This window comes from Bacillus sp. FSL H8-0547 (assembly GCA_038002745.1).
Classification (GTDB): Bacteria; Bacillota; Bacilli; order Bacillales; family Bacillaceae; genus Bacillus_P.
On the sequence record JBBODD010000001.1, the window covers coordinates 1,865,768 to 1,881,640 of the forward strand.

14 protein-coding genes are annotated in these 15,873 nt (G+C 45.5%); 6 read left to right on the forward strand and 8 right to left on the reverse strand.

Features of this window, described 5'->3' with window-relative positions; translation table 11 throughout:
• Positions 1–74: 74 nt before the first annotated feature.
• Positions 75–1,574: a malate:quinone oxidoreductase gene (locus MHB63_09270; protein MEK3806715.1), complete on the forward strand. Its 1,500-nt coding sequence runs from the start codon at positions 75–77 to the stop codon at positions 1,572–1,574.
• A 144-nt stretch (positions 1,575–1,718) separates the two neighbouring features.
• On the forward strand, positions 1,719–2,234 hold the full coding sequence (locus MHB63_09275) for a CBO0543 family protein (protein ID MEK3806716.1): 516 nt from the start codon (positions 1,719–1,721) through the stop codon (positions 2,232–2,234).
• A gap of 137 nt (positions 2,235–2,371) precedes the next feature.
• Here MHB63_09275 and MHB63_09280 read toward each other — a convergent pair whose 3' ends face one another.
• From MHB63_09280 to MHB63_09290, 3 genes are all read right to left on the reverse strand, one after another.
• Positions 2,372–3,793, reverse strand: a complete 1,422-nt coding sequence (locus MHB63_09280; GenBank protein ID MEK3806717.1) for an RQC-minor-2 family DNA-binding protein — start codon at positions 3,791–3,793, stop codon at positions 2,372–2,374.
• 560 nt (positions 3,794–4,353) lie between these two features.
• Positions 4,354–5,265 carry an NERD domain-containing protein gene (locus MHB63_09285; GenBank protein MEK3806718.1) on the reverse strand — a complete coding sequence of 304 codons (912 nt, stop codon included), beginning with the start codon at positions 5,263–5,265 and terminating at the stop codon, positions 4,354–4,356.
• 62 nt (positions 5,266–5,327) lie between these two features.
• Positions 5,328–5,663: a DUF2628 domain-containing protein gene (locus MHB63_09290; protein ID MEK3806719.1), complete on the reverse strand. Its 336-nt coding sequence runs from the start codon at positions 5,661–5,663 to the stop codon at positions 5,328–5,330.
• 182 nt (positions 5,664–5,845) lie between these two features.
• Here MHB63_09290 and MHB63_09295 point away from each other — a divergent pair, with 182 nt between their 5' ends.
• The 4 genes from MHB63_09295 (at position 5,846) to MHB63_09310 (ending at position 10,057) form a co-directional block, all read left to right on the forward strand.
• Entirely contained in the window at positions 5,846–6,826 is a 981-nt protein-coding gene (locus MHB63_09295) for an FAD-dependent oxidoreductase (GenBank protein MEK3806720.1), read from the forward strand.
• A gap of 326 nt (positions 6,827–7,152) precedes the next feature.
• A complete protein-coding gene (locus MHB63_09300; protein ID MEK3806721.1) occupies positions 7,153–8,049 on the forward strand; it encodes a macrolide 2'-phosphotransferase in 897 nt (298 codons plus the stop codon).
• 130 nt (positions 8,050–8,179) lie between these two features.
• On the forward strand, positions 8,180–9,058 hold the full coding sequence (locus tag MHB63_09305; protein ID MEK3806722.1) for an AraC family transcriptional regulator: 879 nt from the start codon (positions 8,180–8,182) through the stop codon (positions 9,056–9,058).
• 66 nt (positions 9,059–9,124) lie between these two features.
• Positions 9,125–10,057: a hypothetical protein gene (locus MHB63_09310; protein MEK3806723.1), complete on the forward strand. Its 933-nt coding sequence runs from the start codon at positions 9,125–9,127 to the stop codon at positions 10,055–10,057.
• A gap of 30 nt (positions 10,058–10,087) precedes the next feature.
• Here the strand turns inward: MHB63_09310 and MHB63_09315 are convergent, their stop codons facing one another.
• The 5 genes from MHB63_09315 to MHB63_09335 form a co-directional block, all read right to left on the reverse strand.
• A complete protein-coding gene (locus MHB63_09315; protein MEK3806724.1) occupies positions 10,088–12,031 on the reverse strand; it encodes an ABC transporter permease in 1,944 nt (647 codons plus the stop codon).
• Positions 12,021–12,782: an ABC transporter ATP-binding protein gene (locus tag MHB63_09320; GenBank protein ID MEK3806725.1), complete on the reverse strand. Its 762-nt coding sequence runs from the start codon at positions 12,780–12,782 to the stop codon at positions 12,021–12,023. Before MHB63_09320 ends, MHB63_09315 begins: the two co-directional genes overlap by 11 nt.
• 101 nt (positions 12,783–12,883) lie before the next feature.
• Positions 12,884–13,888: a sensor histidine kinase gene (locus MHB63_09325; GenBank protein ID MEK3806726.1), complete on the reverse strand. Its 1,005-nt coding sequence runs from the start codon at positions 13,886–13,888 to the stop codon at positions 12,884–12,886.
• The gene (locus MHB63_09330) at positions 13,885–14,574 is read right to left on the reverse strand and encodes a response regulator transcription factor (GenBank protein ID MEK3806727.1); all 690 of its coding nucleotides are present in this window, start codon (positions 14,572–14,574) and stop codon (positions 13,885–13,887) included. The genes MHB63_09325 and MHB63_09330 overlap by 4 nt, the downstream gene beginning before the upstream one ends.
• Before the next feature lie 100 nt (positions 14,575–14,674).
• Entirely contained in the window at positions 14,675–15,871 is a 1,197-nt protein-coding gene (locus tag MHB63_09335) for an MFS transporter (protein MEK3806728.1), read from the reverse strand.
• Between the last annotated feature and the right edge of the window lie 2 nt (positions 15,872–15,873).

Sequence of the window (15,873 nt, forward strand, 5' to 3'; positions counted from 1 at the left end):
TCAAAGGTGGCTTCCTGCATGTTTATGCGGTAGCCTGCTCGTTTTTGCAAATTTAGGGGATAAGGATGGGTAGTATGAGCAGCTTAAAGAACAAAACAGACGTGGTTCTAATTGGTGCCGGGGTCATGAGTGCAACTCTTGGAGCGATGCTGAAAGAGGTAGCGCCAGAGTGGAACATTAAAGTATTTGAAAAACTCGGAAGTCCGGGTGAAGAGAGCTCGAATGAGTGGAACAATGCAGGTACGGGTCATGCTGCGCTGTGCGAGCTTAACTATACATCGGAAAAAGCGGACGGTTCGATTGATATCGGCAAGGCTGTGAAGGTGAATGAGCAGTTCCAGCTTTCCAGACAGTTCTGGTCCTACTTGGTCAAACGGAATCTGATCCGAAGTCCTGAGGATTTTATCATGCCGATTCCGCATATGAGCTTTGTGGAAGGGGAAAAAAATGTTGCGTTTCTGAAAAAAAGATTGGAAGCGTTATCAGACAACCCGCTGTTTCACGGGATGGAATTTTCAAGCGACCATCAAAAGCTGAGGGAATGGATTCCGCTTATGATGGAAGGACGCACATCGTCCGAGCCGATTGCAGCGACGAAAATCGATTCAGGTACGGATGTAAACTTCGGGGCTTTAACCCGTATGCTCTTCGATCATTTGGAGAGAAAAAATGTGGAGGTCCACTACAAGCACAGTGTCGAGGACTTAAAGCGCACGCGTGACGGTTCATGGGAACTGAAAGTGAAGAACGGTTTCGGACAGGTTGAGCGCCACCGGGCGAAATTCGTGTTTATCGGAGGCGGAGGCGGCAGTCTGCATCTGCTGCAGAAAACAGGTATTCCGGAGTCGAAGCAGATCGGGGGCTTCCCTGTCAGCGGACTGTTCCTCGTCTGCAAGAATCCGGATGTTATTGCGAAGCATCACGCGAAAGTGTACGGCAAGGCAAAGGTCGGCGCTCCGCCGATGTCGGTTCCGCATCTTGACACACGGTACATCGACGGGAAAAAATCCCTGCTTTTCGGACCGTTTGCGGGATTTTCGCCAAAGTTCCTAAAAACGGGTTCCAACCTTGATCTGATCAGCTCAGTCAAGCCGAACAATCTGATGACGATGCTTGCTGCAGGCGTGAAAGAGATGGCGCTGACCAAGTATCTGATTCAGCAGGTCATGCTGTCGCATGAAAAACGCATGGATGAGCTGCGAGAATTCATTCCGAACGCCAAAAACGAGGAATGGGATATCGTGGTAGCGGGCCAGCGCGTTCAGGTCATCAAAGATACGGATGCCGGCAAAGGAACGCTTCAGTTCGGTACAGAAGTGGTGAGTGCTGCAGACGGTTCTGTCGCTGCTCTTCTTGGAGCATCTCCTGGTGCTTCAACGGCTGTTCATGTCATGCTCGAGGTCTTTGAAAAATGCTTCCCGCAGCACATGACAGCATGGGAGCCGAAGCTGAAGGAAATGATTCCTTCCTACGGCCTGTCCCTGTCGGATCATCCTGAGCTTTTCCGCAAAATGGAAGAATCGACCGGACAGACGCTTGGTCTTGTGAAAAAAAAAGAACTCGTTTATAGCTAGGACCCCAAAAACAAGGGGATTTGGACAACTATAAGCAGGAAAAGGTGCATTGCCCGGGGCAATGCTCCTTTTTGCTGTGAGTAAGTATACAACCCCCGTAATGCGTTAAGAATGCAAGTATGATCAAACGTTTGGGGTGAATCAATGTATCTTTTGCTTGTAATCGCAGTCTGGATCTTATTTGCTTATAAATTTATCGATTGGAAACAATGGGAGAAGCAGTATCCGACGGTGCTTTTTTTTATTGTCGTGAATATGACGTACAATTATTTTTATTACGACCACACGCTTTGGGCATTCAGAGGAGTGACGGCAGAATGGCTGAACCATTCCATTATTAATGCCGCTTTTACTTTTTTCATCTGTCCGATGGGACTGATTATTTATCTTCAGAGATTTCCTGCTAATAGAAGAAATCAGTGGATCTACATAGCGGTCTGGACGGCCTTTTACACGGCGCTGGAGTGGATTTTTTCGCACAAAGGCATGTACGTGTATGATAACGGGTGGAACGGATGGCTGAATATCCCGCTGAATTTGATGTTGTTTCTTGTTCTGACGGTTCATTACAGGAAGCCTTCTATTGCTATTTTGATATCTGTTTTATCAGTCGTTCTTTTTTACTTATTCTTCCCGTTTTCATGGGGAAACCTAAAGTAAAGGAGGATGCGAGATGCTGATACGCGATGTTCTATCTGTACCCGTGTTTCTCCTGCTGCTCTTTGTGACATACGGGTCTATGTGGCTGTATATCATGAGACAGGAGAAGAATTTAAAGTAAAAAGCTGCTGATGACCTCAGCAGCTTTTTATGATGGCTTTTGTGATATATTTCGCCGGCCATTCGTTTAAAAGGCCGAAGACTTCAGCTTCATGGAAGCCGCTGCGCCGGATTTTGCTTGTGGCTTCTCCTTTAAGGATCTGCACGAGCATGTGGTTTGGGACAGTCTCTTCCTGCAGGAAAAGCTGGATTTTTTCGTATTCCGATCTAAGCAGCCGGAAACCTTTGATTTCAAAGATGATATCATTTGGTCGCGGCTTGTGTTTTTCGGAGAGCTCCTGAAGTGTTTCAAGATGCTGCTCAAGGCTTTCTCCAAGGTCATGTGCGAGCTGTTTTTTCCAGGTTTCTGCTTTTTTAAGGACAGATGCATCGGGCACAGAAACGCTTGATAGACTGAGCAAGTCAGGCTGGATTGTATCCGGAAAGACCAGCTGCTCAATCTCTGTATAGATTGCTGTCGCAGGATGGTTTGCCGTCTCATTCCCAAGCCGGGTTTTAAGGTCTTGTATCTGTTTGATGATTGGAGCGTGCTGCTCCAAATCGGTTTGGATCTCCTTCAAAGCGTAAAGCTTTTCCATCGTTTCTTTAGATTGAACCGCGATTTCGTTAAACTGCCGTTCGATGGTTGCGATTCGCTTTGTTGCCTGTGGGATATTGACTTCATCCGGAAGGGTTGCTCCTTCCTTTGGAACATGATAGGAAACTGAGTAGCGGCAGGTGCTGCATGTGCAGATAATCGAATCTGAATCCGCATGCAGCGCAAGCTCTTTTTCGTGGCTGCAGACCGTCCATTGCCAGGCTTTCGGAATGCTGCGATACGGCCTCATGACAATTTCGACGCGGTGCCGCCAATAGGCGATATCTTCCGGATATTTCAGGACGCCGAGCAGGGAAGATTTATTCATGATTTCGACCGCATGTATGACAGCCTCTTTGCTTGATGCTAATTTGATCAAAGGATGCTGCGTGTAGGCGGTGCTTATTTTCTCAAGCCAGTGTTTGCGTTCAAATTTATTCAGCCGTGCGCAAAACAGGTACTCCTGCACCACTTTTTTCACATGCCTGGAGAGTTCTTGAGCTGATAAGGTGCCATAGACCTCCGGATAAAAATAGCTGCTGTTGATGGGGAGTCCGCGCTGAACGGAATGTTTTTTCCAGAGAAACATTTCAGGCCTGATCAGGTGCGGATAGAGCCGTTCCTGTTTGTAGACCGGAAGAGGAATAGAAGGCCGGTTTGTTCCAAGAAAGGTTTTTAAAAGGGTCATCTCTTCTTCAGGAACTGACTGGAGTTCCTGCGCGGCTGCCTGCTGCAGCCTTGACAGTGCCGCGCGTTCCTCTTTATGGCCGATCGAGCGGATCTCCGGATACTTGCGGCCTGCCGGTACAAACAAGAGAGAAGGATAGTCATCAAACTGATAGGCGATTTGCTGAAGCTGCATATGCTGACACCCCGTTCATTGGAATATGTCACATTATAGAACGTTTTGTGGGTGGACTCCAGTTTGGATGTTTCTTGGAAAAGATTTAATCGATGCGCGCAAAGAGATAGCATAAGAAAGCAGCGGGATCGTACGTTAAAAGAGAGTGTCCACCGAAAGATAGCATAAGAAAGCAGCAGTATCCTACGCTAAAAGAGAGTGTCCACCGAAAGATAGCATAAGGAAGCAGCAGGATCGTACGCTAAAGAGAGTGTCCACTGAAAGATAACATAAGAAAGCAGCAGTATCGTACGTTAAAAGAGAGTGTCCACTGAAAGATAGCATAAGAAAACAGCAGTTTCGTACGTTAAAAGAGAGTGTCCACTGAAAGATAACATAAGAAAGCAGCAGTATCGTACGTTAAAAGAGAGTGTCCACTGAAAGATAGCATAAGAAAACAGCAGTTTCGTACGTTAAAAGAGAGTGTCCACTGAAAGATAACATAAGAAAGCAGCAGTATCGTACGTTAAAAGAGAGTGTCCACTGAAAGATAGCATATGAAATTCAAAGTCCTCATGATTTTAAGGAATATAAACAGTATTTCTGCCTTCGCCCGCTTTCTTATAGTTGCTGCGCAGAACATTTCGGATGGTGGTTTTATGTTTAATAATGGAACACCATTCAAAGATTTGTTGAACAGTTACAGCTTTATCCGGGAACAGTATCCTGAATTCTTCTGTATTTCTAAGGACCGCTTTTTTGTAATCTTCCTTTCCGCCGCAGTGAAAGCAGACACAGTTTTTTTTCAGCAATACACTAAAAAACTTGCCGCACGCTGCACAAATCATTCCTTTCTGCAACTGTTCATAGCGGTATTCAGGCAAAGTCATATAAGGAGATTTTGTTAGATGGAGGGATACTAGTTTTTCAGCAAGCTTTGTGTGGAAACTCTTTAAAGGAAGTGTTTTTTTATTCAGTTTCTCTGCGAAACGGTTCAACTTTGACAGGAAAAGGATGGGCTGTTCAGGGGAAGAGTGATAGAGGTGAAAGTCGGGATTAACAAATACCAAATAAGCTTCTGAAGGTATGGAGAATTGTTGTTCTTGAAGCAGTCTTCTGAAGAGAGAATCGTTTATTTTTAATTGTAAAAGAGGATTCTTTATTTCAAGAGTGCTAGTCGAGGTCCATCTTTCACCATCCATTAAGTAATCGCCTTCGTTGTTTTTTATTTCAAAAAGATAGAGCTTATCAGGTGTTATCAGAAGGGTATCTGTTTGATGGTGTGAATGGTTTGTTTTGAATAAAAGGTCAGCAAGGAGAATGCCTGTATTTACGTTTTTTACAATCCATGCATCAAACCACTTTTCGCCAAGGTATCCTTTTTCCAGGTTTTCATAGTTCCGCTGCTCTTCTGATGGAAGCTGCTGTCTTCGAGAAAGACTTCTGTATATGGTTAACTCGAGCGATTCGCGGCGCTCTTTAAGTATAATCAAATGTGATTCCTCCATTTTGAATATATAAAAAATACGCACAAACTGCGTGCGTGGGTTTGACCTCAAGCAGAATGAGGTTTTTCTGATTTTGATAATGAAATAATTCCTTTTGAACCGAGCTCTGACTGTGTATGCTCATCAGCAGGACGGTATCCCTTTTCTAAAAGGTCTTTTATATAAATTTTGTTATAGATAAATGAAAAAATAATTCCTGGAACCCATGCACCGAAACCTAGAGTAAATACACCAACTAAAGCAGCCGTAACAAACATGATCGTAGCCCATTTCAGATCTCCTCTAAAAAGAGCAGGAAAAAAACCGAAGAAAAAGGTTGTCCAGCTAAATCCCAGCTTAACCTCTTTTACTACACCTGCCTCATTTTGTAAACGTATGTTCATCCTAACACCTCCTTTATACCTATTATTAAATACCTATTAATTATACTATATATTTCTTATTTTGGAAGTTATTTAAATGAAAAATTCCTTTCAGGCAGGGTGAGAGCTAGAAACCACTTTATCTTTTATAACAATCCAAAACTCTCCTATAATAAAACCAAAAGCAAAAAGGAGAGTGCTTCATGAATCTTGAAGATGTTTTAATCATCGGAGCGGGGATCAGCGGTCTGACGGCTGCCCAAAAGGTGCAGGAGCTTTCTGAAAACAAGGTGCTTCTTCTTGATAAAGGAAGGAGTCCCGGGGGACGATTTGCCACAAGGAGGATTGGAAGCGGTACGTTTGATCATGGTGCCCAGTTCCTTTCTGCTTCCAGCAGGGAAGGCCAGGATCTTTTGGAAGACTGGCAGCAGCGCAGCTGGATTCGGCCGTGGTTTGAGGAAAACGCCGTAAGGTTTATGGCTGATAAAGGCATGAACGGACTGGCAAAGCGGGTGGCTGAAGGTCTTCGGGTTGAGTGTGAGTATGAGGTTGAAAGAATAGTGGATCACGGAGAGTATTATGCAGCTGAAGGATTGAATAATAAAACGAACGAGCCATTTTCAGTGAAGGCCCGCTCCCTTCTCATGACCTGTCCTCTCCCTCAAACCTTGAAGCTTCTTGATGCGGGAAATGTGAAACTTAAAGCCGGACAGCGAAACGAGCTTGAAAGCGTCAAATACGTTCCCTGCCTTGCCGTTTTAATGGAGCTTTCCGGAGAATCAGGTCTTTCCTATAAAAAGGAGCCTGTTCCGGGTGTAATATCCTGGATGGCTGATAACCGCGCAAAAGGCATCAGTGAAACCGGTGCTTTAACGGTTCATATGGATCATGAGTGGTCATCTCTTCATTACAATCTGTCAGATGATGAGATTCTGGCACAGGTCATGCCATCTATTCGAACAGCTTTAGGCTATGAACCTGACATACTCAGCGTTCAGGTGAAAAGATGGCGCTATGCTCAGGCTATTAAGCAGATCGAACGTTCTTTTTTGAATGTGGGAGAGAACAAACCGCTGCTCATTGGAGGAGATGCATGTAAGGGAGACAGCAAATCCTCTGCCTCTAAAGCCGAGCATGCCATTCGCTCGGGGCTTGCAGCGGGTGTGTTTTTGTCACGGTTATGAGTCATTATGTAACGTTCCCACTCGTTGATTTGATCTCATTTGTGTGATACGTTAAATCTATCTTTTCAGGAAATGGGGGTTTTCTCAATGACAGCATCTATTAGACTTCGATTCCAGGCTTTGAACGCTTGCTAGCATACAATCAAAGGCTCTGCACGTTCGCAGAGTAAATGGAAGTGGTCTGCCTGCTTAGGGAAACCTTTATTCAGCGATTTGCATAATAAGAAGGGGCATGACTGCGCCTGGATAGGCTTCTTTTTCTATCACCATTTCCTCTTTGATTGTCTGTATTTATAAAATAATACGAATCAAAAGGAGAAGCCGGTATGAATAAAAATAAAGTGATAGAGATCGCACATAAACATGCTATTTATGTTAAAGAGAATTCATTGACATTTAATCAGTCAGGACTTGATTTTCTTGTCGTTTTTGCAGAGGACGCAGATGAGGAAAGATGGGTTTTGCGCTTTCCGAGAAGAGAAGATGTTCTGGCATCTGCGGATAAGGAAAAACGCACGCTGGATCTAATTGTGCCGCTGCTATCTGTTGAAGCTCCGCAGTGGCGTGTATATACGGATGATTTAATTGCTTACAGACAGTTAACTGGTGTTCCTGCGGGGACCATCGATCACGAGGCAATGGCTTATGTGTGGGAAATGGATGAAAAGAATGTGCCGCCTGAATTTACAAAAACCCTTGCAGAAGCAATGGTATCGCTTCACCGTATTCAGAGGAAAGCAGTTGAAACGGCAAATTTACCAGTAGAAAACGCTGAAGAGGCAAGAAAGAATATGATGAAACGAATGGAAAACGTAAGAGCTTCGTTTGATGTGAATGAAAAGCTGTGGAAAAGGTGGCAGGAGTGGGTGAACGACGACAAGCTGTGGCCTGCTGAAACGTGCCTTGTTCATGGTGATCTTCATGCGGGTCACATTTTAATCAATGCATCTGCTAAAGTGACCGGTATTATCGACTGGACAGAGGCTTCTGTGACAGATCCTGCAAACGATTTTGTACCCCACTTTCGCACTTTTGGAGAACAGGCTCTAAACGATCTCATTTTCCACTATGAAAAAGCGGGCGGGTATGTCTGGCCCAATATGGAAAAACACATTATTGAATTAACTGCAGCATATCCAATTGGTATTGCTGAGTTTGCGCAGAAATCAGGACTGGAAGAATACAAGCAAATGGCAAAGCAGGTATTGGGCGGAAATCAGTAAGTCCTTGCTCTCTCCCTTATGGGGAGGGAGTTTTTTTGTAACACTAATAAAAACCCTGCAAAACTGAACGCAAAAAGATCGGAGGCCCGCATGAAATTCCTGCTAATCTGTTATCAAAGGAGGTCATCTGATGGGGATGCTTGAACACATGAATGAGGCGCTGGCTTACATTGAGGAAAATCTGGCAGAAGAGCTTGATTATAAGGAAGCAGCCCGGATTGCGCTCTGTTCGGAGTACCATTTTAAACGAATGTTTTCATCTCTTGCCGGTATTTCTCTTACTGAATATATCCGGAGAAGAAGGCTCACACTTGCGGCATTTGAGCTGAGGGACAAAGGCATGAAAGTGATTGATGTCGCAATCAAGTATGGATATCTTTCACCGGATTCGTTTACGCGGGCGTTTCAGCAGCTGCATGGGCTGACACCGTCTGAAGCTAGAACAGGCAGACATACGCTTAAAGCTTTTCCGAGGATGACCTTCCAGTTAATCATTAAGGGAGGCAGTGAAATGAAGTACCGTGTAGAAGAAAAAGAAGCTTTTCACATTGCAGGCATCAAAAAAAGAGTACCCATTATATTCGACGGGGTGAACCCTGAGATTGCCGCGATGTGGCAAAGCCTGACCATGAATGCCATTCGTGAATTAAAAGACCTTTCTAATGTTGAGCCATCCGGTATTATAAGCGCATCTGCAAACTTTTCAGAAGGAAGGATGGAGGAAAAAGGCGAGCTCGATCATTATATTGGCGCAGCCACGATAAAAGAGATTCCTGATCACCTTGATCACTTGAAGGTGCCGGCTATGACATGGGCTGTTTTTGAAGCGTGCGGCCCTTTTCCAGAAACGCTTCAGGAGATATGGGGCCGCATCTATTCGGAGTGGTTTCCTTCGTCGTCCTATGAGCTGGCAGACGGTCCGGAAATTCTCTGGAACGAGCAGAAGGATACGAAAGCACCGGATTTTAAGAGTGAGATCTGGATACCTGTTATAAAAAAGAACGGATGATAGACGCCCCCTCAAATACAAGCTATACTTTTGGATAAACATCCCAATATGAGAGGGGCTCACCTTGTGAAAAAGCTCATCCTTCCTGTGTTCGCTGTCCTTTTTCTGGCCGGCTGCGGGTCAGAAGAAGAAGAAGCGGCAGCTTATACGGAGCAGCAGGTCGAAAAGCTATACGGCGTTGAAGCAGAAACAGTCAAAATAGAAGAACAGCAGGGGTATGGTTCAACAATTGTTATAGTTCTCGCATCACTTTTCGGAGATACCTACGATCTTACGCTGAAAACGGAGGATGATCTGACTTTCAGTGCGTCCGTTACTGGGGAACTGACTCAATTTCATGTTTCATACGTTTCTATAAAGCATGAATCCCTTTTGAAAGAAAATGAAGAGTATCAGAAGCTTGCCGGCATACTCGAAGAAAATGGAATCAGCGAAATAAAGTTTGGCAAGGGATTTGAGTCAACAATTGAAGCAAGCGGGAAAATAAGGGCAGAAAACGCAAATGCCGGACAGATCATGGATGCACTTACCGGAATGTCCGAGATGATTATAAAGGATGTACCGTACAGTCTGTCTTTGAACATGGAGACAGAAGAACCGGGTGAAACCATTGAGACACTTGCCTACAGCGACAGTGAGACAGAGGAGCTGAAGAATGCTCTTGAAACATATCTGCAGACCTTCAGACTCCATCACACCTTTGAAACGTCTGTTAGTAGTGAGATGGAAACACTCGGACTGTCAGGACTTTCATTTCTCAACAAACGTTTTGAAGAGGATGAGGAAAGGTACTACGAGCATTCAATTGGACTGAGCCTGACTGAAGCCTATAACGAGGAAAATCTGTTAAAAGCAATCGCGCTTTTGAGAGAAAAAGGCATGAGTGATGTATTGGTGTATATCCACATTGAACCGGGAAGCCGAACGGAATCATGTAAGGCCAGTGTGCTGAAAAATGCTGCTGACTTAAGACGCTGCTTTGGAATTGAGAACGAATGAAAAGAACCTCCGGCCACCCGGAGGTTCTTCTTATAATGCTTCTTTAATTACTTTTTTGGAGTAAAGAACAGACAGTACACCAAAGATTGAGTAGAGCACCGTATACAGGACCATCACGATGATCATCGGCGTCCAAACTTCGGCCCCGAAGATGAACCAGCCGGACTGAACAGCGAAATAGCTGTGGAGCAGGCCGATTACAAGCGGAATGCCGAAGCTGAAAAGCTGTTTTGCGCGCAGGCCCTTCAGCAGGTCTCCCTGTGTAAAGCCGAGCTTGCGCAAAATTGTGTAGCTTGGCTGTTCTTCTTCGCTTTCGCCCATTTGTTTAAAGTAGAGGATGCATCCTGACGTGACAAGGAATGAAAGACCAAGGAACCCGACGATGAACATGGCAAGACCCATGTTGCGTTTTTGGCTGTTGAGTGTTTCAAGCTGAGATTCGTTCGGCGCATTTTCGTTCAGCTTCATCGAAAGGAACAGATCATTTGCTTTCGTTTTATTCTGAGGGTCTTTTATGTCAAACGCGATATGCGTCGAAGTCGACCGCTGCAGCTCAGGATCCAGGTCTTTTTGAAGCTGTTTAAACACTTCATCATCTACAATGGCCGTAGGCATGCCGCCGGATGTATAGTACCAGGATATATACGTTTCTTTTTCCATCCCGATATACGTCTGAGGGATTTTTGCCGTTTTTCCAAGAAGGGTAATATCTCCTTCACTTTCAAGCGGCATGAATTTCTGCAGCAGGTCACTGTAACCGGTAAACAGCGTTTCGTCCTTCGAAAGTTCCTTGCCGGCGGATTTTTCACTGATTACTGCAAGTGTCATTGTATTTGGGTCAAAATTCATCCCTTCAAGCTTAGTGAGCATAATGTCTTTTACATTAAAATCCGCCAGGACAATCTCCGTGCTCTTCTCTTTGTAGGAGATTCCGCCTTCCTTCAATGCCTGAGCAAATTGTTCAGCATCTTTGCTGTCCGTAAAAGAAAAGTCAGAAGGCACCTGGCTTTTGGCCGTCGCCTCAGCTGAGTAATAGGAAATGTAGCTTAAGGAAAGCAATCCAATCGCAAGAGCTGAAACGGTTGTGATGATGGTAAGCAGCATGGCATTTGATTTCATCCGGAACATAATGGATGAAAGGGACAGGACTTCATCCACCTTCAAATACCCGCCTTTTTTCTTGCGGATCAGATGGAAAAGAAAGCTGACAGATCCTTTGTAAAAGAAGTAGGTTCCAAGGATTACGGACCCTAAGATGAAAATCATCGCCAGGAACAGGCCGTTTGTCGATTTGAAATCTCCGCCGAACAGTCTGGATGACACATAATATCCTGCAGCGATCATGACCATGCCAAGCAGGCCGATCACAATTTCTGCAGCCGTCATTTTTCTTACCTTTTCCTCTGCCGATGAAAGCACTCTAAAGAGTGAGAGAATGCTCTGTCTCTTGATGAAAAGATAGTTCATCAGCATAATCAGCGTGTAGATGACCGTAAATACGATCAATGTCTGAACTAAGGCCTCAGCTGAAAAGTGGAGCTTTGCCACATCATCTGTACCTGTAATTTTGAAGAGAATCATCATCACAAGCTTGGAGATGGCAAATCCGGCAAAAATACCAAGGGCAAGAGAACCAAAGTACAGCATGAAGTTCTCGGCGGTCAGCAGCCGGAAGATTCTGTGTTTCGTCATGCCAATCAGCTGAAATAGCCCGATCTCTTTGCTGCGGCGCTTAATGAAAATGTTGTTAGCATAGAGCAGAAAGATCGTGACTATGGCAACGAGGAGCACAGAAGCTGTTTTTATGGCTGCGCCCCCCTTAATTGAGCCTTCTACGGCATCCATGGACGGGTCATACTGAAGGGTGACAAACGAAAAATACAGCGCCACGCTGACGACCAGCGCAAAAATATACAGATAGTAGTTTTTAAGGTTCTTTTTAAAATTCTTTATAATCAGCTGATTAACGCTCATCCTGCACACCGCCCAGAACGCCCTGCGTTTTCATGATGTCCTTAAAGAAATCCTGTCTTGATTGGCCGCCCCTGTTCAGCTGCGTGTAGATCTGTCCGTCCTTAATAAAGATGACGCGGCTGCAGTAGCTTGCCGCAGCAGGGTCATGAGTGACCATGACAATGGTCGCTTTGCGCTTGGCGTTCAGGTCTGTCAGCTTGTTCAGCAGATCGGCAGCTGATTTGGAATCAAGTGCTCCGGTGGGTTCATCCGCAAAAATGATGCTCGGTTCGTGGATAAATGCGCGGGCTGCAGATGTTCGCTGCTTTTGACCGCCTGAAATCTCGTTCGGGTACTTGTCCTTCAATTCTGCAATGCCAAGCTCGCTAGCAAGAGTTTCAAATCGCTGATCTGCTTCCTTCTTGGGTACTTTTGAAATAGAAAGCGGCAGCAGAATGTTTTCCTTCACAGTCAGCGTGTCGAGCAGGTTGTATTCCTGAAAAATAAACCCGAGATGGTGCTTCCTGAATTCAGCCAGCTGCTTTTCTTTCATGCCTGTCATCTCTTTGTCCTCAATGCGGATTGTGCCCCCGCTTACTTTATCAATGGACGAAAGGACGTTTAAAAGCGTGGTTTTGCCGGAGCCGGATGCTCCCATGATGCTCACGAATTCACCCTCTAAAATTGAAAGATCAATGCCTTTCAGCACGTCCTGTTTATTAAATTTGTTACCATAGCTTTTCTTCAGTTTGGCTGCTTCTAAAATGGCCATTGTGTGTTCCTCCTCTTTAATCGATACCTTTAGTATAAAAAGGGGAAAGCATCTTTTCCTTTTATTGTGCGAACAAATAAAGAAAGCATGTGACATTGTTGTCACATGCTCATGACAGCTGCGAAATCGTTCTTTTTCGGGAAGGAGAGAGTAAAGACGGTTTCCTGACCCGGAACGGATGCAGCCTGAATCTCAATCAGAAGCGGAGCCGCTGCTTTTTTGGCCAAATAAAGGCCCATTCCGGTCGCCGCCTGATCCTGATGATTGGCGGTGGAGGTGAATCCTTTATCGAATATCCGGGGCAGGTCCCTCGCTTCAATGCCCCGGCCAAAATCCCTGATTTCAAGCTTGGCGTTTCCATGTTCAAGATAGCTCCTAATTTCAATGTCAGATGCCCCGCTGTATTTCACTGCATTCGTAAGGATCTGCCTTAGGATAAACGCAAACCACTTTGCATCTGTGAGTACTTCCCGCTGCATGAGTTCTATGTCAAAGCCAATGCCCTTTTGGATACACCAGGCCTGAAGGGTTTTCAGCTCGCTGAAGAGAACATCCTCAAGGTCGATCATCTCAATATAAAGATCGTTCTCAATGAACGGGATTCGCTTTTGATGGAGCTGCTGGTCGAGCAGCAGGTGAATGCGGAGCCATTCATAGGTTAAGTTGGTTTTCGTCTGTCCGTCCTCCATCCGTTCAATCATCAGGTGCATCGCCGTCAGCGGGGTTTTCACCTCATGAATCCAGGACAGAAGGTCATCTTTTTCCTGCTCAAGAGAGATATAGTGGCGCTGCGCGTCTTTTTTTAGAAGCTCGGTGTGATCAACCAGCGTCTCCTCAACCAGCTCTTCAAAAGCGCTGCCGGGTACCGGAATACTTGTCACATCAAGATTTTTTTCCCTGTCCTGGAGCGCTTTGAAAAAGGCCGTTTCTTTCTGATAGCGGACAGCGAGGAACACAAGAAAGGACAGAAGGGATAAAAAGACGATATACAATACGCTCTTAAACGGAACAGCATTGTCAATGAACGAAATAAACAGAAACAGAAGATGAACCGCGGCAAAAAAGAGAATCCAGCTTATGCGCTCTTTCAAAAAAACACGGATCATAGAGGTTCCTCTTCCAGGGCCACATAGCCCTGTCCCACTTTTGTCTCAATATACCTTCCGAGTCCAATCTCCTCAAGGCGCTTCCGCAGCCTGTTCACATTCACCGTCAGCGTGTTGTCGCTGATAAACCGCTTATCATCCCAGAGACTGTTGATCAGCTTGTCTCTGCTTACAATCTTATTTTTCTGTTCGATTAACAGCTTCAGAATGAACATTTCATTCTTCGTGAGCTCGACGGTTCCGTGATCATTTGTCACGGAGTTCCGCTCATAATCAACCGCAGCACCGCACCACGTCTTGAGGTGAACCTGTTCCGTGCTGTAGTTATAAACCCTCCGCAGGATGGCCTGGATTTTCGCGATCAGCACATCAAAGTGAAAGGGCTTCTGGACAAAATCATCGGCTCCAAGCTGCATGGACATCACCATATCTGTCGGGTGATCCCGTGAGGATAAAAAGATGATCGGGACATTGGAATGAGATCTGATCATCCGGCACCAGTGAAACCCGTCGAACTTCGGCAGCTGAATGTCAATGATCACAAGATCCGGCTTCACTTCCGAGAATTCCTGCATCACCCTGCTGAAGTCCGTTATGCCGCAAACGTCGTACGACCATTGATTAAGTCGGTCTTTTATCTCTGTAAAAAGAGAAAGGTCATCTTCAATTAATAAAAGTTTAAACAACTGCCTCACCACTCAGATAGATTTCAGATACTTCAAGTTTATAGCAAATTTTGGACATTTTCCATCATGCAAAAAAAAGACACCCCATAAAGGGTGCCTGTTAAAGAGTTGCCTGAACCTCAGCAGGTGCCGCGTGCTCTTTTTTTCCATGAAGCATGTAGTAAAGCGCAATGCTTAGCATGACGGCAAATCCGAGGATGACGTAAAGCGTGCTGTAGCCTGTAACCGGAATGACGAACCCGAGAAGGTAAGGCCCAAACCCGAGTCCTGCATCTAAAAAGATGAAGAATGTGGACGTGGCAAGCCCCATCCGGTGCGGAGGCGTCAGTTTAACCGCAATCGCCTGCGTGGCAGACTGCATATTGCCAAATCCGAGTCCGATCAAAACGCCGGAGAGAAGAAACACCGTGCTCGTGCTCGCCGTGCTTAGAAGGAACAACCCGGCTGCAAACAGCACAAACGCCGGATACATGACATAATTGGCTCCTTTTTGATCGAGCAGCCTGCCTGTGAACGGACGCGACACAAGGACAGCTGCGGCATAAACGATGAAAAAGAAGCTCGCTGTGCTGACAAGGTCAATGTCCATCGCATAAAAGTTAATAAAGGACAGAACGCTCGAATAGCAGAACGCCACAGCCAGTGTGATAAAAGCAATCGGCAGTGCCCGGGGCTCAACAAAGCTTGAGAGGCTGAATCCTTTAACGGCCGCATGCTTTGGCTGGCTGGCAAGAGGGGGAATTGTGACGAAAAAAGCAATCAGCAGGCTGAGGATGCCAAGCGCGACACAGAACATGAAAATCGTCTGGAAGCTCGCATGCTGGCTCAGATAAAGCCCGATGAACGGCCCGATCGCTGTAGCAAGCGTCGCACTCATGCTGTAATACCCGATTCCTTCCCCTTTTCTTGAGGCAGGAATTATCTGTGCCACAATCGTTCCCGTCGCTGTACTTGCCATGCCTAGGGTAATCCCGTGCAGAAGGCGGTTAGCTAAAAGGAAGCCCAGTCCAAGTTCAAAAAAGTAAAAAGAAGTTGTGATCGTAAAGAGAATCAGCCCGGTATACAGAATTTTTTTCCGGCTGAAGCTTGCAATCAGCCTGCCGATGAACAGCCGACCAATCAGCGCGCCAATGATAAAAATGCCTGTCACAAGACCGGCTTCACTTGTTGATGCATGGTATTCATCCACCGCAAACACCGCGATGGTCACCATTAATAAGTAAAAAATCAGGGTTAAGAAAAAGTTAATGGACGAAACAACGATAAAGTCCTTCGTCCACAGTTTTGATTGATTCAACG

What these genes read in the sequence shown, in the direction of transcription:
- MHB63_09270 (MEK3806715.1), top strand. Translation starts at nt 75, where the DNA reads ATGAGCAGCTTAAAGAACAAAACAGACGTGGTTCTAATTGGTGCCGGG.
- MHB63_09275 (MEK3806716.1), top strand. Translation starts at nt 1,719, where the DNA reads ATGTATCTTTTGCTTGTAATCGCAGTCTGGATCTTATTTGCTTATAAA.
- MHB63_09280 (MEK3806717.1), bottom strand. Translation starts at nt 3,793, where the DNA reads ATGCAGCTTCAGCAAATCGCCTATCAGTTTGATGACTATCCTTCTCTC.
- MHB63_09290 (MEK3806719.1), bottom strand. Translation starts at nt 5,663, where the DNA reads ATGAACATACGTTTACAAAATGAGGCAGGTGTAGTAAAAGAGGTTAAG.
- MHB63_09295 (MEK3806720.1), top strand. Translation starts at nt 5,846, where the DNA reads ATGAATCTTGAAGATGTTTTAATCATCGGAGCGGGGATCAGCGGTCTG.
- MHB63_09300 (MEK3806721.1), top strand. Translation starts at nt 7,153, where the DNA reads ATGAATAAAAATAAAGTGATAGAGATCGCACATAAACATGCTATTTAT.
- MHB63_09305 (MEK3806722.1), top strand. Translation starts at nt 8,180, where the DNA reads ATGGGGATGCTTGAACACATGAATGAGGCGCTGGCTTACATTGAGGAA.
- MHB63_09315 (MEK3806724.1), bottom strand. Translation starts at nt 12,031, where the DNA reads ATGAGCGTTAATCAGCTGATTATAAAGAATTTTAAAAAGAACCTTAAA.
- MHB63_09320 (MEK3806725.1), bottom strand. Translation starts at nt 12,782, where the DNA reads ATGGCCATTTTAGAAGCAGCCAAACTGAAGAAAAGCTATGGTAACAAA.
- MHB63_09325 (MEK3806726.1), bottom strand. Translation starts at nt 13,888, where the DNA reads ATGATCCGTGTTTTTTTGAAAGAGCGCATAAGCTGGATTCTCTTTTTT.